21 protein-coding genes are annotated in these 24,872 nt (G+C 41.2%); 2 read left to right on the forward strand and 19 right to left on the reverse strand.

The annotated features are described in order from the left end of the window. Positions 1-223: 223 nt before the first annotated feature. Positions 224-1,261 (reverse strand): ABC transporter substrate-binding protein, encoded by a 1,038-nt coding sequence (locus PQ456_RS14865; RefSeq protein WP_273612998.1) that lies wholly within the window; start codon positions 1,259-1,261, stop codon positions 224-226. A gap of 269 nt (positions 1,262-1,530) precedes the next feature. Here PQ456_RS14865 and PQ456_RS14870 point away from each other — a divergent pair, with 269 nt between their 5' ends. After that, positions 1,531-2,064: a hypothetical protein gene (locus PQ456_RS14870; protein ID WP_273612999.1), complete on the forward strand. Its 534-nt coding sequence runs from the start codon at positions 1,531-1,533 to the stop codon at positions 2,062-2,064. A 218-nt stretch (positions 2,065-2,282) separates the two neighbouring features. On the opposite strand, the gene recG is transcribed toward PQ456_RS14870, so the two are convergent. Genes recG through PQ456_RS14885 form a run of 3 tightly spaced genes read right to left on the reverse strand, consistent with a single transcriptional unit; the run spans position 2,283 to position 7,047 of the window. Continuing rightward, positions 2,283-4,334, reverse strand: coding sequence for an ATP-dependent DNA helicase RecG (gene recG, locus PQ456_RS14875; protein ID WP_273616330.1), 2,052 nt, complete (start codon positions 4,332-4,334; stop codon positions 2,283-2,285). 13 nt (positions 4,335-4,347) lie between these two features. Beyond that, positions 4,348-5,208, reverse strand: a complete 861-nt coding sequence (locus tag PQ456_RS14880; protein WP_273613000.1) for a DegV family protein — start codon at positions 5,206-5,208, stop codon at positions 4,348-4,350. Positions 5,209-5,235: 27 nt separating this feature from the next. Then, positions 5,236-7,047, reverse strand: a complete 1,812-nt coding sequence (locus PQ456_RS14885; protein WP_273613001.1) for a DAK2 domain-containing protein — start codon at positions 7,045-7,047, stop codon at positions 5,236-5,238. 440 nt (positions 7,048-7,487) lie between these two features. On the opposite strand from PQ456_RS14885, the gene rpmB reads away from it, so the two are divergent. After that, entirely contained in the window at positions 7,488-7,676 is a 189-nt protein-coding gene (rpmB, locus tag PQ456_RS14890; RefSeq protein ID WP_069329046.1) for a 50S ribosomal protein L28, read from the forward strand. A gap of 231 nt (positions 7,677-7,907) precedes the next feature. Here rpmB and rpe read toward each other — a convergent pair whose 3' ends face one another. The 15 genes from rpe to PQ456_RS14965 all read right to left on the reverse strand — a co-directional run bounded on the left by rpe (position 7,908) and on the right by PQ456_RS14965 (position 24,807). Further along, positions 7,908-8,570 (reverse strand): ribulose-phosphate 3-epimerase, encoded by a 663-nt coding sequence (gene rpe, locus PQ456_RS14895; RefSeq protein WP_273613002.1) that lies wholly within the window; start codon positions 8,568-8,570, stop codon positions 7,908-7,910. A 3-nt stretch (positions 8,571-8,573) separates the two neighbouring features. Continuing rightward, positions 8,574-9,503, reverse strand: coding sequence for a ribosome small subunit-dependent GTPase A (gene rsgA / locus PQ456_RS14900; RefSeq protein ID WP_273613003.1), 930 nt, complete (start codon positions 9,501-9,503; stop codon positions 8,574-8,576). An 80-nt stretch (positions 9,504-9,583) separates the two neighbouring features. Beyond that, positions 9,584-11,758: a Stk1 family PASTA domain-containing Ser/Thr kinase gene (pknB, locus tag PQ456_RS14905; RefSeq protein WP_273613004.1), complete on the reverse strand. Its 2,175-nt coding sequence runs from the start codon at positions 11,756-11,758 to the stop codon at positions 9,584-9,586. Further along, positions 11,755-12,528 (reverse strand): Stp1/IreP family PP2C-type Ser/Thr phosphatase, encoded by a 774-nt coding sequence (locus tag PQ456_RS14910; RefSeq protein ID WP_273613005.1) that lies wholly within the window; start codon positions 12,526-12,528, stop codon positions 11,755-11,757. The genes pknB and PQ456_RS14910 overlap by 4 nt, the downstream gene beginning before the upstream one ends. Before the next feature lie 6 nt (positions 12,529-12,534). Further along, positions 12,535-13,581, reverse strand: coding sequence for a dual-specificity RNA methyltransferase RlmN (gene rlmN, locus PQ456_RS14915; RefSeq protein ID WP_273613006.1), 1,047 nt, complete (start codon positions 13,579-13,581; stop codon positions 12,535-12,537). Positions 13,582-13,872: 291 nt separating this feature from the next. Continuing rightward, entirely contained in the window at positions 13,873-15,318 is a 1,446-nt protein-coding gene (rsmB, locus tag PQ456_RS14920; protein ID WP_273613007.1) for a 16S rRNA (cytosine(967)-C(5))-methyltransferase RsmB, read from the reverse strand. Then, positions 15,315-16,265, reverse strand: a complete 951-nt coding sequence (fmt, locus tag PQ456_RS14925) for a methionyl-tRNA formyltransferase (RefSeq protein ID WP_273613008.1) — start codon at positions 16,263-16,265, stop codon at positions 15,315-15,317. Before fmt ends, rsmB begins: the two co-directional genes overlap by 4 nt. A 7-nt stretch (positions 16,266-16,272) precedes the next feature. Next, positions 16,273-16,752 (reverse strand): peptide deformylase, encoded by a 480-nt coding sequence (gene def, locus PQ456_RS14930; RefSeq protein WP_273613009.1) that lies wholly within the window; start codon positions 16,750-16,752, stop codon positions 16,273-16,275. 49 nt (positions 16,753-16,801) lie between these two features. After that, the gene (gene priA, locus PQ456_RS14935) at positions 16,802-19,327 is read right to left on the reverse strand and encodes a primosomal protein N' (protein WP_273613010.1); all 2,526 of its coding nucleotides are present in this window, start codon (positions 19,325-19,327) and stop codon (positions 16,802-16,804) included. Then, positions 19,324-20,553: a bifunctional phosphopantothenoylcysteine decarboxylase/phosphopantothenate--cysteine ligase CoaBC gene (gene coaBC, locus PQ456_RS14940; RefSeq protein WP_273613011.1), complete on the reverse strand. Its 1,230-nt coding sequence runs from the start codon at positions 20,551-20,553 to the stop codon at positions 19,324-19,326. The genes priA and coaBC overlap by 4 nt, the downstream gene beginning before the upstream one ends. Before the next feature lie 199 nt (positions 20,554-20,752). After that, positions 20,753-20,974 carry a DNA-directed RNA polymerase subunit omega gene (gene rpoZ / locus PQ456_RS14945; protein WP_204823367.1) on the reverse strand — a complete coding sequence of 74 codons (222 nt, stop codon included), beginning with the start codon at positions 20,972-20,974 and terminating at the stop codon, positions 20,753-20,755. Positions 20,975-21,021: 47 nt separating this feature from the next. After that, positions 21,022-21,594, reverse strand: a complete 573-nt coding sequence (gene gmk, locus PQ456_RS14950; RefSeq protein WP_273613012.1) for a guanylate kinase — start codon at positions 21,592-21,594, stop codon at positions 21,022-21,024. A gap of 67 nt (positions 21,595-21,661) precedes the next feature. After that, positions 21,662-21,922, reverse strand: coding sequence for an extracellular matrix/biofilm regulator RemA (gene remA / locus PQ456_RS14955; RefSeq protein ID WP_020615370.1), 261 nt, complete (start codon positions 21,920-21,922; stop codon positions 21,662-21,664). A 63-nt stretch (positions 21,923-21,985) separates the two neighbouring features. Continuing rightward, positions 21,986-22,882, reverse strand: a complete 897-nt coding sequence (locus tag PQ456_RS14960; RefSeq protein WP_273616331.1) for a YicC/YloC family endoribonuclease — start codon at positions 22,880-22,882, stop codon at positions 21,986-21,988. A gap of 32 nt (positions 22,883-22,914) precedes the next feature. Further along, a complete protein-coding gene (locus PQ456_RS14965) occupies positions 22,915-24,807 on the reverse strand; it encodes a bifunctional homocysteine S-methyltransferase/methylenetetrahydrofolate reductase (protein WP_273613013.1) in 1,893 nt (630 codons plus the stop codon). Between the last annotated feature and the right edge of the window lie 65 nt (positions 24,808-24,872).

Here is a 24,872-nt window from a genome sequence, read left to right on the forward strand (position 1 = left end):
AAATAAGCTCGCCCCTTTCTTCTTCATGCTGCCTATTGCTAATCGCTGTTGGTTACGCTTATCTTATCCAACACCATGTACCAAAATAGGATGAACTCCAAAGAAGCTCATCCCATTTTGCATGATCTTATTTGCTTTTGACGACTGGTGCAATAGGGCCATACGATGTGATCTTATAGCTTTATTTTATTGTGTTAGTATCTAATATCACTGTTTTATCTTTTTATTGAATCAAATTATTCTCTGGATCTTTCACTTTGGCTTTCATTTCATCGGTCACTTTGATTCCCTGAGCTTCTGCGGCTTTGAGATTTAAGATCAAATCTAATTTTTCTTGCATCGCTACAGGTAAGTCACCTACATTTTTGCCATTTTTCAATACATCGACAGCCATTTGCCCTACTTGATAACCATGATCATAATATTTAAAGCCTACTGTAGCAAAAGCTCCTTTTTCTACAGTATCCCGATCACTTGAAAAGAAAGGCATTTTGTTCTCATTCGCTAATTGAATAATTGTATCAACAGCACTTACGACCGAATTATCCAGCGTAATATAAAAAGCATCTGCACGACCGACTAACGATTGTGCTGCTTGTTGAACTTCAGACGTGTTTGTCACTGCTGCTTTGATTAATGTAATACCATGTTTTTTGAAAGCTTCTTCTGCGCGCTGTGCCATAATAACAGCATTCGGTTCACCTTCATTGATGACCAGACCAATTGTTTTGATATCAGGCAATTCTGTACCGATAAAGTCAGCTAATTCTGTGATCGCTTCTGGGTTGGTATCCGATGCTCCAGATACATTTCCACCCGGCTTTTGTAGATCACTTACGATTTTGGCGCTTAATGGATCAGTAACTGCTGCAAATAAAACCGGTGTATCTTTCACCTGACTCACTACTGCTTGTGCTGAAGGAGTAGCAATCGCCAGTACCAGATCATTGTCACTTTGCGATAATGTCTGTGCAATAGATAAGTTATTGGTAGAATCACCTTGTGCATTTTTATAATCAACTGTTAAATTTTGACCTTCTACAATCCCTGCATCTTTTAAAGCTGCTAGAAAACCTTCACGTGTCTCATCCAAAGAAGGATGCTCTACAATTTGCGAGATACCAATTTTGTACGATTTGCTATCTGTGCTACCTGTATCTCCTGAAGAAGCACCTTCATTTGCATTACTGCTACATCCTACTGCTGTCAACATCATCATTACCATACTTAGAGGTAAAATCCATTTCTGCTTCAAATTCATTGACGTGTAACCCCTCTCATCTCTAGTCTTAAGCTGTATATGTTCAGTAAACTGAACTGCATCATTCAAACTACAATGCCGTTTGAATGCGTTGCAACTTTACTTAATGAAAGTAAGAGTATAAAAAAAGGAATCTTTTTATACTTCACATTCGGTGAAATATTCTTAGCGTATTTTAATTTACTTTTAAGAGTATTCTCATCTACATCGATTATGCTAAGCGGGTATCCTCAACGTAAAGCATCAATTGAGAAAGGTGGAGAGCCTGAATGGATATGAAAAAAATCGTAGCGACCAGTTCGATAGCGATGGCGCTAACTATCAGTGGAACAGCAATCATTAGTCCACAAGCTCATGCATCAACGATTAGCAAAATCATTCCTAGTCGACTGGAAAGCACTATCGCTACTCCGTTATCCGATAATCAGACTCCAAAGCGTGATATGCAACAGCTTATTCAAGAACAATATAAACCATCGATTTCGATCACTTCATCGGCTCCAAATAGTCTGCTATCTACTCATTCGTTATGGAGTATAGGCAACTTATTCGATGAAATAGCCAGTCTGCTTGGAATGACGAATCATGAACTGAAGCAACATTTGCAGGATGGAGATACAATTGCTCAAATCGCTGAGCATCAAGGTATGGAACAAACAAAAATTGCTGATGTGTTGATTACTAACATAAGTATCATCTGGCAGCAACAACGAGCTGCTGGTCAAATTACACAATCTCAATATGAACAATATAGGGTAGAGGCTGAAAATCAAGCACAGAGGATCATTAACAGTGCTATGTAAAAATATAAGTGATAGGGAAAATGTATATTGAATCTATATTAAAGCGCTGGACTATGGGAAGTCAATCTATAATTAGATATACATGTGTAAAAAAATCATTTGCTACCAAAGCGCTTGTTTATCCACTTTTTTCATATGTATGTTATAACGTATACTCAAAAGGAGAGCACGATAATCGTACTCTCCTTTTGTTTGTGATGTTTTGCTATAATCTAGATTTAATCCATTAACTCGCCTTGAAAAACTTGCTGTTTTTCAAGATAATCCCGTAAAGCAGCATATTCTGGTGAAGTCCAGAAAAATTCATTACTCACTAATTTTACAGCATCTACACGAGCAATCTCTAACACTTCGTAATCGCTCATCATATCCGCTACTTTGAACTCTGGCAGTCCACTTTGCTTGGTACCGAAAAACTCACCAGGTCCTCGAATTTCTAGATCGCGCCGGGAAACTTCAAATCCATCTTCAGTCTCAGTCATGGCACGCATTCGTTCTTGCCCTGTTTCCGATTTGGGATCGGCTATCAATATACAGAACGAAGCATGTTCTCCCCGACCGACACGTCCACGTAGCTGATGAAGTTGTGATAATCCAAAACGATCTGCATCCATAATAATCATCAGTGTCGCATTCGGAACATCGACACCTACTTCTACAACTGTTGTAGACACTAATAATTGAATATCATTACTGTAGAAATGACGCATCGTTTCTTCTTTTTCTGCTGCACTCATACGTCCGTGTAACAGTCCTACTTTGTAATTCGGAAAATCTTGATCCATCTGTATATATAGATCAATCGCATTCTGCACATCCAATTTATCGGATTCTTCAATCAGTGGACAGATTAGATAAGCTTGTCGTCCTTGATCAATTTCACGAGCGATAAATCCTTTGACACGATCCATCATATTATGTTTTACCCAGTACGTATTGATCGGCTTGCGCCCTTTAGGACGTTCGGCAATCGTCGACACATCCATATCTCCGAAAGCAGTAATTGCCAGTGTCCGCGGAATAGGTGTAGCTGTCATCGTTAGTACATCAGGATCAAAGCCTTTACGTCTTAAAATACTTCGCTGATTAACACCAAAGCGATGCTGCTCATCGGTGACAACCACCCCTAGACTGCGAAAATACACTTCATCTTGAATCAAAGCATGAGTACCGACCAAAATATCGATCATCCCCATTTGCAATGAAGCCAGCAGATCCTTCCGCTTGCGTCCAGTGACACTACTCGTTAACATCCCTACAGTTATCCCAAATGGCTCAAACATCCGCTGGAGCGAACGCATATGCTGTTCTGCAAGGATCTCGGTCGGAACCATTAATGCGCCTTGATGACCAGAACGTACGGTTGCAAATAAAGCAATTGCAGCAATGACCGTTTTACCTGAACCCACATCGCCTTGAAGCAGACGATTCATACTATAAGGTGCACGCATATCTTTCAGAATTTCCAATTCAACCTGTTTCTGTGCATCAGTTAATTCAAAAGGCAAGCTACGAACAAATTCCCGAATCGTTGCGTTATCTGTCGTATGCACAATCCCACCATTTCGCTTACGGTTAATATTGCGATACGCTTGTAATTTTAATTGGAATAGAAATAACTCTTCATAGACCATCCGGCGACGTGCTTGCTTACCTTCATCGGTATCACCCGGTTGATGCAAATGACGAATCGCTTGTTTGCGTGATACAAGCTTATAACGTTGCATAATCTCTTGTGGTAAAATTTCAGGAATCATTTCCCCATATTGATCCAAAGCTTTGCCTATCGTTTTGCGCATCCAGCCCTGTGTAATATTGCCTCCTACCGAATAGACCGGTTGAAGACTACCACTACGCTGTGTACCTTTATCGGGAAATTCGGAATCAAGTACAGTCATTTGTGAACGACGTTGATCCCATTTTCCAGTAAGTATAATTTCACGACCTGATGTTAATTGTTCTTTCAGATAATGACGGTTAAACCATGTCGCTGTTACCATCCAATCATCGACCATCATTTTACAGGTTAGACGTGATTTTTTACCATATCGTTGTAGTACAGGTAGACCTACAATTTTGGCTTGTACCGTAATTTTTTCTCCATCTTTCACTTCTATCAGTGACCGCAGACGGTAATCTTCATATCGAAAAGGAAAATACTCCAGTAAATCAAGTATCGTATAGACGCCAAAGGCGTGAAGCTCTCCTTCTTTGAGAGCACTCACGCCGTTCACTTGCCGAACTGTAATCTGTTCTAGACTGATATTCATGTTCATCCCTCGTTTATGGCTGATCCGGCCACGCGAAGATTCCAAGTGTACGCGCTCCTGTATGGCTTCCCACTACAGATCCGATGTCTGGTAGCACCAGCTCACCAATCTCATAATGTTCTTTGAACAACGCTAACAGTGGCTCGGTAGACTGTGGATCAGCTGTATGTCCCAAAGCTAGATTGATTTTATCCACTTTTAATTCTTGACGCATCATTTCTACGATACGTGCCATTGCTTTTTTCTGACCTCTTACTTTTTCAACAGCATAGATTTGACCTTGTTCATCAATCGATAAGATAGGCTTTACATTCAGTAATGTTCCGAGAACTGCTGATGCTCGTCCAATCCGTCCACCTTTACGCAGATTTTCCAGATCATCTACGATAAAGTACAATGAACGACTTTTCAAAATATGTTCTACACCGTCTATAATCTCATTGACTGTTTTTCCTTGCTGAGCCAGTCTAGCTGCATGTACTACAGCCATTCCAAACCCGTACGAAGCCGACTTGGAATCCAGTATCGTAATATGATCATCTTGATCGATCATCGATTTGCCGATTAATGCTGATTGATACGTCCCGCTAAGTCCTGATGATAAATGAATAGATACGATCGAAGCATCAGGATACTGCTCATGAATGGATTGGTACGCTTCTGCAAATTTGGCAGGAGCCGGTTGTGATGTAGTCGGCAAGACAGATACAGACACCAGACGACGGTAAAATTCATTTGCCTGAATATCTACACCATCTTCAAACGTTTCTTCACCGAAAAACAAACTTAACGGGATAATCCGTATACCATACTGTTCTGCTAGAGCAGCCGGAATATCTGCTGTACTATCAGTGACGATTATCGTATGTGCCATCGTTTCTCCCTCCTATCGTTCCTATTCTCAAGATTCCACCGAGAATAAATAATGGTAAACCGGTTGACCACCTTCATGCATCTCAATCTCTGCATCAGGATAGGTCTCTTCAAGCCAGCTCATCAGAGCAGTCGTGTCTTGATCATCTGCATCGTTACCAACCAATACAGTAACTACTTCTTGTCCTTCTTCAATCATTTTGGACAATAGTTGCTGACAGGTCGTAAGCATCAGATCACTAGCAGCTACAATTTTGGAATTATAAATTCCGATATATTGTCCTTCTTTGATATTCATATCTTCAATCACTGTATCACGTACAGCATTGGTTACCTGACCGGACTTCACATGTTGCAAAGCTTCATTCATATTGCTCTGATTCACACTGACCTCTTCATCTTCTTGAAAAGCAAACGCAGCCGCTATACCTTGTGGAATACTTTTACTTGGAATAACCGTGATCTGATGCGTTTCTTCTAATAAGTCTTTAGCTTGTTGAGCCGCCAGTACAATATTAGAGTTATTCGGCAGAATAAAGATATGATCTGCGGACATACTTTCGACCGCTTTTACAAAGTCTTCTGTACTTGGATTCATCGTCTGTCCACCGGATAAGATAACATCTACACCTAGACTTTTGAAAATATCAGAAATACCATCACCTGATGATACCGCTATAAATCCATAAGGTGCTACTTCTTCCGCAGGTGGTGTCGCTGTTTCTTGCGCAGTTAAAGGTTGGGTTGGCATTTCCGCAAATACATCTGGAGATGGAGCAATATCTAACCCTGCTGACAATAGATCACGATGTTGCTCACGCATATTCAAAATATGAATCTGTGTAATTTCACCATAACGTAACGCTAGATTCAATACTTCACCCGGTGCTTTGGAATGCACATGTACTTTGACCACTTCATCATCTGCAATCACAATAATCGAATCTCCATTAATTGAAAGTTCCTGACGGAATGCTTCTTCATGAAAAGGAGCATTTTTGATATCACCGATTTGACGATTGATAAAAAACTCCATATCGTACAAAAACTCGATATCTTCAGTTTCGATGCGTGATTGAGCAGAATGATCGTGAGTGGATAGATGTGCATCTGTAGTCGTCGCTAATCCTTTTGCTTTATCCAAAGCGACACTCGAACCATGTATAGGCACACTTTCTCCGATATTTGCATAGATATCTGCTTGATCTTGATTAACTTCATAACCGTTTTGCAAATAATTGTAGAATCCTTCATAGATATAGACTAATCCTTGTCCACCTGAATCGACAACGCCTACTTGCTTCAGGATTGGTAACATTTCTTGCGTCTGTGCTAATGTTTCTTGAGCACGTTTAAGTACTTCGCCCATCAACTCGGTAATATCAGTCGTGCGACGTGAATAATATAACGCATGCTTGGCTGCTTCTTTGGCAACAGTTAAGATTGTTCCTTCTACTGGCTTGACTACCGCTTTGTACGCAGATTCCACTCCGCTTTGAAGTGCTGCGGCAAATTGATTAGCATTTAATTCTTCATAAGAAGCTACAGAACGACTAAATCCGCGGAATAATTGTGATAATATAACACCAGAATTACCGCGTGCGCCCATTAATAACCCTTTCGATAATACAGTTGCAGTGGAGCCTATTACTGCTGAATGATTACGTTTTAATTCAGTTACACCCGCAGTCATAGTCAAATTCATATTCGTTCCTGTGTCTCCATCAGGTACCGGAAACACATTGAGGGAATTGACGTGTTCTGCATGTTGTTGCAATCGCTCTGCTCCAGCAAGCACCATAGCGGTGAAATCAGTCCCATTTAAAAAACGCTTACTCAATGAAAATTCCCCTTCCTCATCATACCTATACATCCTGCCGGTTCATATTTCGGTCAGGATATTCATTTTTATTTGTAGTTAAGTTTGTCGAAAAGCAATATTTGTATTTCATATGGACTATAACAGACTAGCCTCTACAGATGCCACTCTATCCATTACCACCATACCTATAAATTAGAACCTTGTCCTTGTACCAAGTACCAAAAATAGGCGAGAAGGTATAAAGAATAGACGATTTCTTCTCAAGCCTTCTGAAATCATCAAGTTCATTCCCTTTAATATCCGACAAAAAGATACACGTCGAACTATTTTACATTGTACTATAACCTACCATAGAAATAAATAAAGTATTTGACACTGTTGACTATAGCCAAATCGTTATGCTAATATGGTAGAAGTGTTGTTTTCATGCAGTTTTTTTGGAAATAGGAGGTGTAACTATGGCTCGCAAATGTTATGTAACAGGTAAAAAACCTGGTAGTGGTAATACTGTTTCTCACGCTAATAACCGCAATCGTCGTACTTGGGGCGTGAACGTTCAAAAAGTTCGCATCTTGGTAGACGGTAAACCAAAACGCGTATATGTCAGCACCCGTGCTTTGAAATCCGGTAAAGTGACTCGCGTATAATTTACGGCTAATACATTAAGTATTATATGTAATGATGAAAAGCATCTCTAGCGATAGGGGTGTTTTTTTGATGTCTTTTTTTGATGTCTCGGTTTTCTTTGTCTTTTTACTATCACAATACAAGAGTAACTTTATAGATACAAAAAACCAGTAATTCATATCTATACGATACGGATTACTGGTTTTTTTAGTATCAGATCAATATCGATCTTAGTGATAAATGCGGATGATTTAATTCAAGCTATCTCGAATACTTTGAATCGCTTTGGCACGATCAGGAGCTCCGAATATCGCACTTCCTGCTACCAACACGTCTGCACCTGCATCAACTACTAATTTGGCAGTTGTTGCCGAGATGCCTCCATCCACTTCGATATGAAAAGCAGTATGACCTTTTGCATTAGCCCAATCACGTAGTTGTTTTACTTTATCCACCATACGTGGGATAAACGCTTGTCCCCCGAATCCCGGGTTCACTGTCATAACAAGCACCATATCCAAATCATCCAATACTTCTGCAATCGCAGAGACTGGAGTTGCAGGATTCAAAGCTACCCCTGCTTTTACACCATGTTCTTTGATTAAATGAATTACACGATGTAAATGTACACATGCTTCTGCATGCACCGTAATCATATGTGCGCCTGCTTTTACAAAATCAGCGATATAATTCTCTGGATTTTCGATCATAAGATGAACATCTACAAATAATCCTGTATGTGGAGCAACAGCCTGTAATACAGGAGCACCAAATGTAATATTAGGTACAAAGTGTCCATCCATAACATCAACATGTAACCAGTCTGCTCCACTGCGTTCGATTTCTGCGATTTCGGCACCTAATTTGGCAAAGTCAGCTGACAAGATCGAAGGCGCGATTTTGATAGGATTCATAGTTCAATACCTCCGTTTTTCATCTTTCATTTCTTGATAAAATAATTGATAGTGCTTATAGCGACTTTCTGCAATTTCACCGTTAGCCAAAGCTTCGGTTACTTTACAGCCCGGTTCATGCAAATGAGTACATCCACGGAACTTACAACCGTCCGAGTATTCATTGAACTCACGGAAACATGATCCCAGGTCTTCTAAGTCCACACCGAGCTGTGTAAAGTTCATTTGACTGAATCCTGGAGTATCTGCTACATAACCGCCACCATCAAGCTCAATGAGCTCGACATGGCGTGTCGTATGCCGTCCACGTCCTAGACGCATACTAATCTCGCTTGTATTGATTGTACTTCCCGGAATAATAGCATTCAGTAAAGAAGATTTACCCACACCGGATTGTCCTGCAAACATACTCAGTCGATTTGATAATTCGGCACGAATTGCTGCGGTACCGGAGCCGTCTTCAGCACTGGTCAAAATTACTTTATAACCAATTTGCTCATATAGTTGACGTGCTTGCTCTACTTCTGTCAACGTTTGCGTATCTTCTGGATCAATTAGATCCATTTTGCTAAAACAAATCAAAGGTTCTAGATTCGCATCTTCTACATGAACAAGAAATTTATCTAATAAATGCAGACTCAAATCAGGTTCTTTGACCGAAAAAAGGAGCACAGCTTGCTCAATATTAGCTACAGGTGGACGAATCAACTCTGTTTTTCTAGGCAATATTTCTTCTACTGTGCCTTCTCCATTTTCTGTTAACGAATACAGTACTTGATCGCCAACTAATGGCGCAATTCCTTTTTTCTTAAGAATACCGCGTCCACGACACTGAACTGTTTTCCGGTGATCCCCGCCCGAGGCTATATCATCGACTTGTTGTTGCACATAATAATAGCCGCTTAAAGCTTTGACGATTAAGCCTTGTAGCATGTGATTCCGTCCCCTCATGGATAAAGCTTATTTCTTTTGTTTGTTCATTAATTGTTATTTTTTTATGAATGATCACTACATTACGGTGTACTGGTCGTTCCACCATCTGTTGATCCTTCTTCTGTTGTCGGATCTGTCGGAGTAGTTCCATCTGTAGCTGGATCTGTTGGTGTAGTTCCTTGACCGTCTGTTGGCGGATCTACAGCAGGATCATCAGTTCCTGTTCCTGTGCCCGTATTTCCACTGTTATCAACCGGTGGAACTTCAACAGGAGCGTCTGGTTCGATAACCGTTTCCTGTACACTGCCTTGCTTCGCTTCATTGTATCCAATCGCATACGTATCAATAAATTCGCCATCACGATAGATCGATACTGCACCATCACGATTCGGTCCTAACACCATATTCACTTTTAGAGATTGACGTGAACTGATTGTTTTGGTTCCCCAATCTTTATTTTCACCAGTAGCATCGGTGTATTTGATATTGATTTTACTAGATTTGCCTGCTGTTGCTGGTGGAATAGATACAGAATACGTAAAGTCAAATGCTTCTGGTGGATATCCAGAACTCACCCAGAACGATACTTTACTTCCTTTACTTAATGAATTACCAGCAGCCGGATTTTGACGAGTTACTTTACCGCTAGCTACGGTATAACTTGTCTCTTGTCCTACATCTCCTACAGTAAATCCATTTGAAGATAATTTAGCTTGAGCATCAGACTGACTCATCCCTGTGAGATCAGGTACAGAAGCCGTCGCTGTTCCTTTACTTACAGTTACAGTGACTGTTGTTGTTGCAGGGTCAACATCTGCATTCGCTCCAGGTGTCTGATCAAATACAGTTCCACTATCGACACTATCGTTATTTTCATCGACACGTGTAATCTGATCTTCTTTAAATCCTTCTGCTAGCAACAATTTACGTGCATCTTCATACGTTTTGGCATTCAGATCAGGCATTTTGGATAATTCTTTTTCAGCGGTGACTGTAATATCAATAGAAGCTCCTTGTTTGACCATCGTTCCCGCGTCTTTACTCTGGGCGATAACGATACCAGCAGGCTGTCCTTCTTTGTATTCACTTGTTACTTGACCTCTAACTAATCCTTGCGCCTCTAGCATACTTTCAGCGCTAGCTTGCGTTTGGTTAACTACATTGGGTACAGCCACCTCGGCTACATCGAGAGTAGAACGTACATACATTGTTGCAAGACCCATCAATACCAACAGAATCACAACCGCCGATATCCAGATGGTTGGTTTTACCCATTTGCGCTGTTGCTTCGCAGGAGCAGAAGATCGTGACATTTCACGATCTGACTTACGATCATCATCTCCTACAGGAATCGAAGTCGGACGAATCGCTGATATGACGCGTGTCTGCTCTTCATCATCTACTGTTGGGAAATATACTTTCGTTTCACTACGACGTTCTGGTAACAGACACGTATCTAGATCTTGTAACATTTCATGAGCAGAATTGTATCGTTCTGAAGGGCTTTTACGCATCGACTTCAAAATGATATTTTCTACACTTTGCGGAATCAACGGATTGATTAACCGCGGTTCTTCGAATTCATCTTGTAAATGCTTAAGCGCTACACTAATCGGGCTTTCACCGAGAAAAGGAAGTCGCCCAGTCAGCATTTGATACAACACAATCCCAAGCGAATACAAATCAGACTTTTCACCAGTAGCTACACCTTTAGCATGTTCAGGTGAAAAATAATGCACTGAACCAACAACAGAACCTGTCTGTGTAATCGTGGTAGAAGTCACCGCACGAGCAATACCAAAATCAGTTACTTTCACCCGTCCATTACGACCGATCAAAATATTATGCGGCTTGATATCACGGTGAATAATCTGATTATGATGTGCATGATCAAGTGCATCGCAAATCTGAGAAGCAATTCGGATCGCTTCATCCACAGGCAAAGGAGCACGTTCTTTGATCACTTCATTCAAATTGTAACCTTGTACATATTCCATCACGATATAGTGAATATCGCCTTCTTGTCCAACATCATAGATGCTAACCACATTAGGATGTGATAAGGACGCCGCTGATTGAGCTTCCCGACGAAAACGGCGAATAAATTCTTCATCATATACAAATTGCTGGCGCAAAACTTTGATGGCAACATGACGATTAAGCAGCACATCACGCGCATTGTATACAAGCGCCATACCGCCGCCACCGATTTCCTCGATGACTTCATAACGGCCGCCTAGCGTATGTCCGATCATTGTTCCCACCCCTTCGTGCTCAACTCTACCGTAGAGTCATCCATTTCGAATAGGGCAACAGTAATATTATCTTCGCCACCAGCTTCAAGTGCTAGAGCTACCAGATGCTTCGCACGTTCTTCAAGTGCAATACCTGCCAGAGCAACCGTTTCGATCTGTTGACTACCAATCATATTCGTTAATCCATCACTACATAGCAAAAGCACTTCACCGATTTTAAGCTGAATATCGTCTATTTCTACAACGACTTCTGCATCTGTACCCAGTGCACGTGTTAACACATTGCGACGAGGATGCACAGCTGCTTCTTCTTGAGTAATCTGATGATTTTTGAGCAATTCATTAACCAGTGTATGATCTTGCGTTAATAGACGTAATTCTTCTTCGCCTACCAAATAAGCGCGGCTATCACCGATATGACCGATAATGCCGCTATCACCGCGTAGCAATACAGCTACAACAGTCGTCCCCATATTGTGGTAACTGTCGTCCATTTGAGCAGTATGAAAAACAACATTATTCGCATGTAAAATCGCATCATGTAAAGCAGCACGACAAGCTTCTAGCGATAAGCCAGCTTCTAGCCCTTGCAGATCACCGATAATGGTCTGCACAGCCAGTTGACTTGCTGTATCGCCTGCACGATGTCCACCCATTCCATCTGCGACTATACCTAGTGTATATTCCTGTTGAATAGAACCGATCCATACTGAATCTTCATTCACTTGTCGAACGTGTCCCCTATCACTATGTTGCGCTGTTCTAATCAAATGTGATCACCTCGCAGTCGACTCCATGTGTTTCGCTCGTAGCTGTCCACAAGCAGCAGCGATATCGTGTCCTTGCTCACGACGAATCGTTACATTCACACCTTTGTCAGATAAAATACGCTGGAATTCAAAAATATCTTTGCGCGGGGTACGCACATAATCACGTTCTGGAACATAGTTAACAGGAATCAAATTGACATGACACATCATAGTTTTGAGAACATCTGCTAATTCTTCTGCATGCTCAGGCTGATCATTAACGCCACCAATCAACGCATATTCAAACGTAATCCGGCGACCGGTTTTATTCAAATAATAACGAAGAGATTCCATCACATCATCAAAAGGAAAACGACGGTTAACCGGCATCAATTTAGAACGCAATTTATCGTTCGGTGCGTGAATAGAAATCGCTAGGTTAATCTGTGTATCTTCATCTGCAAATTTATAAATATTCGGTACGATTCCACTTGTAGAAACAGTGATATGACGTTGCCCGATATTCAATCCTTTTTCATGAATCATAATCCGTAAAAAAGTCATTGTTGCTTCGTAATTTTCAAACGGCTCACCTGAACCCATAATTACAATACTGCTTACACGCTCATTCGTTTCATCCAAAATCTTCTGTGCTTGAACAACCTGAGCCACAATCTCACCTGCTGTAAGGTTACGTTTCAAGCCACCCAATGTGGACGCACAGAATGTACAACCGATACGGCAACCTACCTGTGTAGTTACACAGATACTATTTCCGTAGTTGTGACGCATAATAACGGTCTCGATCGCATGAGCATCATGCAGACCAAACAAAAATTTAACCGTACCATCTTTAGACTGCATTTTAGTAATCTCATCTAACATAACAAAAGAAAACTGGTCGTTTAGTTTAGCGCGAAGTTCCTTGGAAAGGTTAGTCATTTCCTCAAACGAAGTCACACGCTTCACATACAGCCAGTCAAAAATTTGTCCTGCGCGGAAAGCAGGCTCATTATTTTCCTTTGCCCAGTTCTGTAGATCTTCCAAAGCATAATCATATATAAAAGGTTTCATTACAATTATCACACCTATTCTCAAATTCTTTTCATTTTTTGATACCACAAATCATATGACGGTCAACATTGAATTTCATCCTTACTATTCTAGCATAAAATAATCAAACCCTAAAGGGTCTGTTCATTAAGATATCGTTACTATTTGTTACTATATTTTTTATATCGGTTGATTATAGATTAGCATTTATTCCTAAACACAGCAAAAGTGGCTTTACTCAGGATAACTATACTCTCCATAAGTAACAAGCCACTTTTATCGTGTCTATTTAGAAGATCAGAATAAACTAGATTACATACTGATTTTACGTAGTACAGCAATATAGAATCCATCCGAATGGAAATCTTGCGGTAAAATTTGAATCCCTGTTTGAGCATGATTCGTATTTACAGGTGCAAACGGAACCAATTCAAACTGTTTATTTTGATGTAAAAAAGATTCTACAATCGCTTCATTCTCACTACGTTCAATCGTACATGTACTGTACACCATAATGCCATCTGGCTTGAGTAGTGTAGAAATATTCTGCAACAGTTGTTGTTGTAACTGTACGATTTCTTTAATGTCCGCCATACTTTTATTCCATTTGAGATCAGGTTTACGACGAATAACCCCTAGACCTGAACATGGAGCATCTAATAAGATTCGGTCAAAAGACTCGGCAGGATAACGTTCTGTTAATGTTAACGCATCTCCAACTGTCGTTTCGATAATAGAGAGTTGGAGACGTTCTGCTTGATCATCCACTAACTGACGCTTATGTTCATGAATATCATTCGCAATAATATGACCACTATTATTCATTTTTTCAGCTAGATGTACACTTTTGCCTCCTGGAGCGGCGCAACAATCCAATACATTCATACCAGACTTCGCTTGCACTGCTTCAGCAACGAGCATAGAACTTTCATCTTGTACTGAAATTAATCCGTCTTGATACCATGATGTTAATGCCATATTCCCGCCACCATGCACCAGAATACCATCTGGAGATAATGGAGAAATTTCTACATCATATCCTTCACCTTGTAGCAATTCCAACATCGCTGTACGAGAAGTGCGATGCGTATTCACACGAATACTTACCGATGGTGCTTCGTTATTTGAAATACAGATTTGTTCAGCGGTTGCTTCATCATATTGCTTGATCCAACGTGCTACCATCCATTCAGGGAATGAATGTTGCAATGCTATTCTTTTCGCAGGTGGCAAATCTTGAGGAATCACTAATTCTTCCCGGCGACGAATCACATTACGTAATACGCCATTGACCATACCTGATATGCCTTGATGTCCACGACGTTTCGCGATATTAACCGCTTCGTTTACCGCCGCATGAGCAGGAATACGATCAAGATAATAAATTTGATAAAAGCTAAACCGTAACAAATTACGTACCCACGGTTGAAGCTTATTTAAGCCTTTTGCCACAAATTGCCCAAGAAAATAATCAATGGTATTCAGACGTGAAATGGTACCATAGACTAACTCTGTAGCCAGTCCAATATCTGCACGTTCTAGACGAATACGATTGAGCATTTGATTCAATACAAGATTACTATAAGAACCCTCTTCTTCCACTGCTGTTAATACTTCGAGCGCAACTTCACGAGCAGTAGTTGGACGAACCGATTTGCTTTTCGGATCAGACTTAGTCTTAGTGTTATTCGCTAACGGGCTATCTGCATTCGGTTGACGTTTGGATTTGTTGTTATGACTATTATTTTGATTATTCACCCGAGCACCGTACCTTTAGTCATTGACGTGCCACGTACAAAGTCAGACGCTTGTAGTGCTTTTTTGCCCGCAGGTTGAATCTCTGTCAGTGTAACGGTGCTATCGCCTGTACGAACAACAATACCTTCTGGCAATAATTCCAGAACTGTACCCGGTACAGCTTCTAGTGCTGCCCCTTTTAATGTAGCATCCGTCGTAGGCTTGCTTATTTTCCATACTTTGAATACTTCGCCATTCCATAATGTAAATCCACCAGAGAATGGTACAAGACCACGAACTTGATTATATAATTCACGACTGGTTTTCGACCAATCCAATTCTTCATCTTCACGAGTCAAATTCGGAGCATAGGTGGATTCGTCATCATTTTGCGGTTCTGCTTCTACTTTACCTTCTAGCAGTCGTGGCAATTCTCGACGCAGAATCGTTGCTCCTGCTTCACTCATTTTGGCAAATAAAGTACCGGATGTATCTTCATCTGTAATCGGCACTTCGATCTTCGAGATCATATCTCCTGTGTCTAGACCCTCTGCCATATACATCAGCGTAATGCCTGTTACCGTTTCACCATTGATAATACAACGCTGAATCGGTGCACCTCCGCGATATTTAGGCAACAATGATCCATGAATATTTACACAACCTAAGCGTGGTAGATCCAATACAGCTTTCGGTAAAATCTGACCAAAAGCCGCCGTAACGATCAAATCTGGCTTATATGCTGCAAGTTCAGCGATAGATTCAGCATTTCTCATCCGTTGCGGTTGAAGTACTGGAATACCATGTTCTACCGCTGCTGCTTTGACAGGAGTAGGTGTTAATACTTTTTTACGACCTTGAGGGCGATCCGGTTGAGTCACGACACAGACTACATTCATGCCTTCTTCAATCAGAACATTTAAGCTATGCACAGCAAAATCGGGTGTTCCCATAAATGCAATGTTCACGATAGACTTATTCCCCTTCCTCGTCTAGCTTACGGTCATAGACACGCTCTGCGATATCGGTAAATAGTACACCGTTCAAGTGATCAATCTCATGTTGAAAAGCACGTGCTAACAGATCACGACCTGTAATTTTCACTTCTTCACCATTGCGATCTAATCCTTTGACCGTTACTTCCAAAGCACGACGAACTTGACCGTTAAGACCGGGAATACTAAGACAACCTTCTGAACCTAGTTGCTCGCCGTTACTTTCTATAATTTCAGGATTAATGAGTTCGATTAATCCATTATCATCGCCTACATCTACTACGATCAAACGTTTCAAAATACCGACTTGGGGCGCAGCAAGACCTACCCCGTCTGCATCGTACATTGTGTCTGCCATATCGGTTAACAACTTCTGTACATTCGGTGTAATTTTGGTTACTTCTTTTGCTTTTTTGTGAAGCACTTCATCCGGTTCCGTTACAATAATACGTATAGCCATTCTTTATCCCGTCCTTTATATTATCTCTCTACATGTACATTCGATCCTGTTACATTAATACTTGTGGATCTACATCAATACTGATTAATAACTCTTTATCACGTACACTATCTTGCAATTGTTCTGCCACATGCTCAGCAAGCTTGGCAACGTCCATATCTCCACGCCATTTTATCATACATTGGAATCGGTATCTATTTTTTAAGCGTGGTATTGGCGAAGCGACAGGACCTAATACATCCAATGCTTCATTTGAAAATCGTTCTAGACTACCTAACCAACCTAATTTAGAAGCTTGATCTTTAATCATCTGTGTATAATTTTCAGCGATACGTACTAATAAGGCTAATTTTTCATGTGAAAAAGTAATCAATGCTAAGCGACAATAGGGTGGATACCCCAGTGTCTGACGATGCTTCAATTCTTCACGCACAAAAGACCCGTAATCGTGACGGCTCGCATGAATTACTGAATAATGCTCTGGATTATACGTCTGTACAATCACTTCACCCGGTAAATGATGACGACCTGCTCGTCCTGCTACTTGAGTCAGTAGTTGGAACGTTTTCTCAGCTGCGCGGAAATCAGGTAAATGTAGCGCTGAATCGGCTGCAATGACACCTACTAACGTAACATCTGGAAAATCCAATCCTTTGGCTACCATTTGCGTACCTAACAGTAAATCTGCTTTTTTATCGCGAAATTGATTTAATAATTTCTCATGTGACCCTTTTTGTGTGGTTGTATCGACATCCATTCGCACTACTCGAATACCGGGAAATAATTTCGCCAATTCTTCTTCGACACGCTGTGTTCCTGTGCCAAAATAACGAATATGTTCACTACCACATTCCGGACATATTTGCGGAGCAGGTTCAGCATGACCACAATAGTGACAACGCAGACTATTAGAACGCTGATGATAGGTGAGCGAGATATCACAATTCGGACATTCCGCCACATAACCGCACGTACGACACATCACAAATGTAGAATGCCCGCGCCGATTAAGCAGTAAAACAATCTGTTGCTTTTTCTCCAGCCGATCTTCTATCGCTTGATGAAGAGGTCGACTGAACATCGAGCGATTGCCTTCTTTTAACTCTTCACGCATATCAATAATCTCTACGGCTGGAAGTTCGCTTCCAAGTGCCCGTCCATGAATTTCCAATAACATTGGCATAAATTCATCATTGGCTTGCGATCTAGCTGCATAATAACTTTCCAGTGAAGGAGTAGCTGAACCTAGAATGACAACAGCATTATGCTGGTGAGCACGATGAATCGCTACATCACGCGCATGATACTTGGGACTTTCTTCTTGCTTATATGACGTCTCATGCTCTTCATCCATAATAATTAAGCCTAGATTGGAAAAAGGAGCAAAGATCGCTGAACGCGCACCAATCGCGACTTGAGATTTACCTTCACGAATTTTGCGCCATTCATCATAACGTTCACCACTAGACAATCGGCTATGCATCACGGCTACACGATCACCAAAACGACCTTTAAACCGCTCAACCATCTGCGGAGTTAGTGCAATTTCAGGCACAAGCATAATCGCTTGTCGATCTTGTTCGATTACACGCTGAATACATTGCAAATACACTTCTGTTTTCCCACTACCTGTAATCCCATGAATTAAATATTCGCCTTGTTCACGTTTATTAATACGGCTGATAATCGAGTTATATACTTGCTGTTGTTCATCTGTGAGCGTAAATGGTGTACTTGGTGTAAAGTTGCGATCTTGATAAGGATCACGGTACACTTCCATATCTATAATAGCGATATATCCTTTGTCTGCCAGAGCTTTCACTGTACTGGCTGTGACGCCAAGCACTGTCATGATTTCTTTGAGTGGTACATCGCCACCGGTATCTGCAATATAAGTCAGTACTTCTTGCTGACGCTTGGCTTTGGCTGGAAATTCTTCGATAATGGTACGAATCTCATCTTCTGGCAAATGCAAAGAAACGGTTCTCACAGTTTTCTTTTGCACTTTATCGCGTATACTACGACTTTCTAATAAAATGCCACGTTGCAATAACGATTTGATAATATGCGCTTGTTCGCCAAACCGACGACTTAACAATTCCATCCGCACTTCTTGTTGCTTTTGAATATGAGAAACAATCTGTTCTTCTTCGTCGGTTAATAATGACTCTGTAGCATCAAAAAGAGAATCTTCTCCTACCCAAGATTCACGTTCAGCGACTCGAATATACCGTTCTGCTTTTCCTTTCAAAGCCGCAGGTAACATGGATTGAAGTGCAGTAATCCGGTGACACGCATATTTGGCACTCATCCATTCAGACAATTCAACCAATTCTTCGGACAATGGAGGTACAAGATCTAGTAATTCTTGTAATGATTTGAGCTTATTTGCTGGTGTCTCAGAAGTTCCACTTAATCCAATCACGAATCCTTGCAATGTACGCGGACCAAAAGGAACACCTACACGACTTCCTACTTCTAACCATCCTCGCATCGATTCTGGCACGATATAATCAAATGGACGATCTGTGCCCCGGCTAGGTACATCAACAATCACCTGAGCAATAAGAGTCATAAGGTAGACACTCCATTCAACCGTTTGGCTACAATACTTAGCAATTGGATGGCGACTTCATCTTTACTCATTAATGGTAGATCCACTACTAATCCCTGTGCATCATAAATCTGAACAAGATTCGTATCTGTGCCAAATCCAGCTCCAACTGCGGTGACATCATTAGCGACTAATAGATCACAGTTTTTACGTTTTAATTTACCTATAGCATGTTCAGCGACATCATTCGTTTCTGCGGCAAAGCCAATCAAAAATTGCCCCTGTTTACGTTGACCTAGACTTTCCAGAATATCGACTGTTTTTTCCAATTCTAGTGTAAGTCCTTCGTCTTTTTTCTTCATTTTGGTCTCGTACACAGTTTGCGGGCGATAATCAGCTACCGCTGCTGTTTGAATCATAATATCAGTATGATTCCATTCGCCTAATACTGCTTCATACATATCTTGAGCAGATTGAACACGCACTGTCTCTATGCCTTCAGGTAAAGGTACTTGTACTGTTCCTGCAATCAATCGTACCGATGCCCCCATATCGTGAGCAGCTTTGGCAATCGCAATTCCCATTTTGCCAGAGGAATCATTGGTAATAAAACGAACAGGATCGATCCGTTCTACTGTTGCACCTGCGGTAACGGTCACTTTTTTACCTGCTAACACCTGACGTAACTGATTGCGGTGTGCTTGAGCTTGAAAAAAATCTTGTACTACTTTAATAATCGTCTCCGGTTCTTCCAAACGCCCTTTGCCGACATAACCACAAGCCAACATGCCACTTCCTGGCTCAATCATCAACACACCACGACTAACCAGTGTATTCATATTTTGTACAACTGCTGGATGCTGATACATATGCACATTCATTGCCGGTGCGACCATGATTGGAGCTGTTGTGGCAAGCAATGTGGAAGACAGCATATCATCTGCTAATCCATGTGCCATTTTAGCAATTGTATTGGCAGTGGCTGGAGCAATTAATACCAGATCAGCTAGATCAGCCAGGTTAATATGGGTGACTACTTCTGGATCACGTTCGTCAAATGTATCTATATGAACCGGGTTACGAGAGAGCGTCTGTAATGTAAGTTCGGTAATAAATTTGGAAGCAGAACGTGTCATAATGACATGCACATCTGCCCCTTGTTTTACCAATCCGCTACACAACGCTGCCGCTTTGTAAGCAGCGATTCCGCCAGTAATCCCCAGCACAATCTTTTTACCTTGCAGCATCTCTATTTCCCCGCTTTCGTTTAATTTTTGCAATTATTCATCCCTTTATTATACCTCTTTTTATCGTAAAAGGGGAATCTATTCCATCGTTTTAGTATATTTTCAAAAAAAATAACAACCTTTCGGTTGTTAGCAAGTGGCACAGGGGTCCGTATTTAATTAAGCTTCTATAGCGGGCCCCTTTACCGTAGCCTGTTACTTATTTTTCGTCGTCATACTCTGTTTCAGTTCTGCGTTCGATACGAAGAATATCGTTATAGATTTCTTCTAATGCAATCCCTACATATTTGCTCGCATGAGCATCTTTCAATTCACTAACACTACCTTCACGTAGTTGTCTAGCACGACGGGAAGCTGCAACAACAAGCGAGTACTTACTGTCGACTTTAGTCATCATTTCATCAATAGAAGGATATAACATTAGATACACACACCTCTTCGTGTTCTGCGAAATTTATTTCACAGGACTTATTTTGTAATCTTACAATGTTCTGCGACAATAATACTCTGGATTCGCATACACGCTAGATCAATTTCATCATTGACTACAGAGTAATCATAATGCTTCATTAATTCCAACTCGTCAGCAGCTACCGTCATTCGATTCATAATCGTATCTACGGTTTCGGTTCCACGTCCATGCAGACGTTGTTCCAATTCTTCAAACGAAGGTGGAGTCAAAAATATAAATACGCCTTCTGGAAACTTCTCCATGACTTTCAAAGCACCTTGCACTTCGATTTCAAGGAAAATATCGTTACCCGCATTCAGCGTATCTTCTACAAAATCGCGTGGTGTTCCATAAAAGTTGCCTACATATTCTGCATGTTCTAACAAACGATCGTTTAAGATCATTTCTTGAAATTGCTCATGGCTTTTGAAAAAGTAGTTCACTCCATCCACTTCACCTGCACGAGGCTGGCGTGTGGTTGCAGATACAGAATAGATCAATTCAGGCATACGCGTCCGAAGAGCACTGCATACCGTTCCTTTACCGACACCGGAAGGGCCGGATAACACAAATAATAATCCTTTAGACATGGTACACTCCATTTTAGGCTGTTGCGTCGTCCGGTGCATAGTGGATTGATCAACAGCCTCTTTTTGTTTATTCGTCGTGATCATCATCTTTAGTCGATAAGCGATGTGCTACAGTTTCCGGTTGCACTGCGGAAAGAATCACATGATCGCTATCTGTAATGATAACAGCACGGGTACGACGACCATATGTGGCATCAATGAGCATATGACGATCGCGTGCTTCCTGAATAATTCTTTTGATTGGTGCAGACTCAGGGCTTACTATAGAAATAATCCGATTCGCGGATACAATATTTCCGAAGCCAATATTGATAAGTTTGATGGCCATCTTCAGGTTTTTCCCCCTATACATTTGACTCATTTACGCCGAAATGAGGTCGCTGACTTGCATTCATTCCAAATTTGCGGCTTGTTCACGGATCTTTTCCAGTTCCGCTTTCATCTCGACGACATGATTCACGAGAGCCAGATGATTCGCTTTAGAACCAATCGTATTCACTTCTCTATTCATTTCTTGAATCAAAAAATCAAGCCTACGCCCGATTGCATCATTACTTTCTAGCAATAATTTGCACTGCTGAAAATGACTATTCAAACGCGTCAATTCTTCGTCAATATTAGAACGATCTGCAAATACAGCTATCTCCATGCTAATTCTGGAATCGTCCCAATGATAACTTCCATCCTGAAGTTCAGATAATCGCTGTTTTAGACGTATGCGATGTTCTTCTACTACAGTAGGCGCCAATTCACACATACTGCGATAATACTGCTCTAGCAGATTCAGCCGCTCCCGCAAATCGTTAGCTAAATGAATCCCTTCTCGTGCACGCATTTGCAGTAAATTTTGAAGTGCTTCTTGTAGTCCTTGTCCAAGAATCTGTTGCCACTGTGCTTGTTCTTCTTCATCTGCCAATTCCGAAGGTTGCTCGGTAGTCATGACTCCTGGTAATGCAAGCAATTGATTGATATCCAAATTTCCATTCACACCATAACGCTCTGTAAGCTCTTGACCGGCTTGTAAGTAAGACTGAACGTTAGCATGGTTGAGCTTCAAAGACGGAACTTGCCCTGTATCTTGCTCTTTGTTCATAAATACATCTATCCGTCCACGCTTGATCGCATCTTGAATCAGCCTTTTGAGACTGTCCTCCATTTGACCCCATTCACGTGGTAAACGCATCATAATTTCGCAATAACGATGGTTGACGGATTTGACTTCAATCTGGACTTTGTAGCCGCCAAATTGCACGGCGGACTGACCGTATCCGGTCATACTGAATGACATCGGCATCACATCCGTTATCCTATTGTAATTGATTATCTATTGTGAAACAAGGGGTTTGGACGGCGCTTTGCTTTTGCCCATATATATTCAGTTAGCTGTACACTCATATCATAAAACATAAACGGAGTCATAATATAAATTCCGTTAAAATGTTCCATAGCGACATCCAGCAATTCTTTGGCGATGATTACGCCTGTGGCTCTGCCTTCTTCGCCTTCCAATCCTGCCATCCGTCCGCGTACTTCATCGGATAATTGAATACCAGGTACTTCATTATGAAGATATTCTGCATTACGTCCACTAGCGAGAGGCATAATACCTATAAAAATAGGAATATCTAAATGCTTGGTTGCTTCCCGAATATCAGCGATCAACTGCACATTATAGACAGGCTGAGTCATAATATAATCAGCACCAGCCGCAATTTTCTTTTCCAGACGAACAACTGCTTTATCCAGATGTTTGACATTCGGGTTAAAAGCGGCGCCTACTACAAATTTGGCACGTTGTTTGAGCGGTTTGCCTGAGAATGCGATACCTTCATTCAATTGCTTAATCATTTTGATCATATCAAATGAAGTCATATCGTAGACAGAACTTGCTCCAGGCAAATCACCAAATTTAGACGGATCGCCGGTCACAGCCAGTACATGATCAATACCGAGAGCATCGAATCCCATCATATGAGATTGACTACCAATCATATTACGATCACGACAAGCGATATGAATCAACGGACGAATCCCTGCTTCACGTTGCACAATATGTCCGAGTGCCATATTACTCATACGAGTCACTGCAAGCGAATTATCCGCTAGAGTTAGTGCATCTACTCCAGCTTCTTTAAGTGCGGCTGCCCCTTTAAGAAAGCGTGTAATATCAAGATCACGAGGTGGATCAAGTTCTACAATCACTGTTGGACGTTCACGCACCAGGTCTACCAGTGTCGGCGGTACATCTTCTCCGTTACGATCGCTTTCATCCATAATGGCGTTCTCAATCGTTACACTAATTTGAGGAGTCGGTGTCTGGACATTGGAAAAGTCTAACTTCTCCGGTACATATCCTTCTAACGCTCTAGCAATAGCGGCGATATGTTCAGGTGTTGTTCCACAGCATCCGCCGATCACTCGTGCTCCTAATTCGGCAAATCGAATACTACGCTGGCCAAAATAAGCCGGACTTGCCCCATAGCGATACTCACCATCTACATAATCCGCTACTCCTGCATCAGGGTACACTGATAATGGCAAAGATACTTTACCTTGAACTGCTTCCAGTGCATGAAGTGTTCCGTTAGGGCCTACACGACAATTCAGTCCTACCATATCTGCACCCGCATCAGTCAGTAAAGCAAACGCATCTGGCAAAGCAAACCCATCCAGCGTCCGAATCGCATCTTCTACCGTTAACTGACACATCACCGGAATATCAGTCAGTTTGCGTACTTGCCGTAAAGCAATCGCCAGCTCTTCTACTTCAAAAAACGTTTCCAACAAAATTCCGTCTACGCCTTCTTCTAACAAAGACGATACTTGTTGTCTAAAATGCTGACGTAATTCAGACCGCGGAATATTGGTTCGTTTACCATTGCGAATCGCACCTACTGAACCGACAACATAAGCTTGATCACCAGCTGCTGCCCGGGCGATCCGTACACCTGCGCGATTAATTTCATCTACTTTATGTTCAAGCCCATATTTAGATAATCGGTCATAATTAGCAGAAAATGTATTCGTTTCGATCATTTGAGCACCAGCAGTTACATATTGACGATGTACATCTTCTATAATATGTGGACGAATCAAATTCAATTCTTCATAAGAAATACCTACAGGAAATCCTAATTGGTACAAATAGGTTCCCATTGCTCCATCGCCTATAATTACATGATCTGTCCATTTGGAACGCAAATCTGGCTTCATTGTATAGTCCACCCCACTGTATGTCATTTACGTTCTAATGTATCATATAAAAACGATCTATAAGA

This window comes from Paenibacillus kyungheensis, assembly GCF_028606985.1.
Classification (GTDB): domain Bacteria; phylum Bacillota; class Bacilli; order Paenibacillales; family Paenibacillaceae; genus Saccharibacillus; species Saccharibacillus kyungheensis.

Coding starts and splice junctions, on each gene's coding strand:
- PQ456_RS14865 (WP_273612998.1), bottom strand. CDS start 1,261: ATGAATTTGAAGCAGAAATGGATTTTACCTCTAAGTATGGTAATGATG.
- PQ456_RS14870 (WP_273612999.1), top strand. CDS start 1,531: ATGGATATGAAAAAAATCGTAGCGACCAGTTCGATAGCGATGGCGCTA.
- recG (WP_273616330.1), bottom strand. CDS start 4,334: ATGAATATCAGTCTAGAACAGATTACAGTTCGGCAAGTGAACGGCGTG.
- PQ456_RS14880 (WP_273613000.1), bottom strand. CDS start 5,208: ATGGCACATACGATAATCGTCACTGATAGTACAGCAGATATTCCGGCT.
- rpmB (WP_069329046.1), top strand. CDS start 7,488: ATGGCTCGCAAATGTTATGTAACAGGTAAAAAACCTGGTAGTGGTAAT.
- rpe (WP_273613002.1), bottom strand. CDS start 8,570: ATGAATCCTATCAAAATCGCGCCTTCGATCTTGTCAGCTGACTTTGCC.
- rsgA (WP_273613003.1), bottom strand. CDS start 9,503: ATGCTACAAGGCTTAATCGTCAAAGCTTTAAGCGGCTATTATTATGTG.
- pknB (WP_273613004.1), bottom strand. CDS start 11,758: ATGATCGGACATACGCTAGGCGGCCGTTATGAAGTCATCGAGGAAATC.
- rlmN (WP_273613006.1), bottom strand. CDS start 13,581: ATGAAACCTTTTATATATGATTATGCTTTGGAAGATCTACAGAACTGG.
- def (WP_273613009.1), bottom strand. CDS start 16,752: ATGGCTATACGTATTATTGTAACGGAACCGGATGAAGTGCTTCACAAA.
- priA (WP_273613010.1), bottom strand. CDS start 19,327: ATGACTCTTATTGCTCAGGTGATTGTTGATGTACCTAGCCGGGGCACA.
- coaBC (WP_273613011.1), bottom strand. CDS start 20,553: ATGCTGCAAGGTAAAAAGATTGTGCTGGGGATTACTGGCGGAATCGCT.
- rpoZ (WP_204823367.1), bottom strand. CDS start 20,974: ATGTTATATCCTTCTATTGATGAAATGATGACTAAAGTCGACAGTAAG.
- gmk (WP_273613012.1), bottom strand. CDS start 21,594: ATGTCTAAAGGATTATTATTTGTGTTATCCGGCCCTTCCGGTGTCGGT.
- remA (WP_020615370.1), bottom strand. CDS start 21,922: ATGGCCATCAAACTTATCAATATTGGCTTCGGAAATATTGTATCCGCG.
- PQ456_RS14960 (WP_273616331.1), bottom strand. CDS start 22,882: ATGTCATTCAGTATGACCGGATACGGTCAGTCCGCCGTGCAATTTGGC.
- PQ456_RS14965 (WP_273613013.1), bottom strand. CDS start 24,807: ATGAAGCCAGATTTGCGTTCCAAATGGACAGATCATGTAATTATAGGC.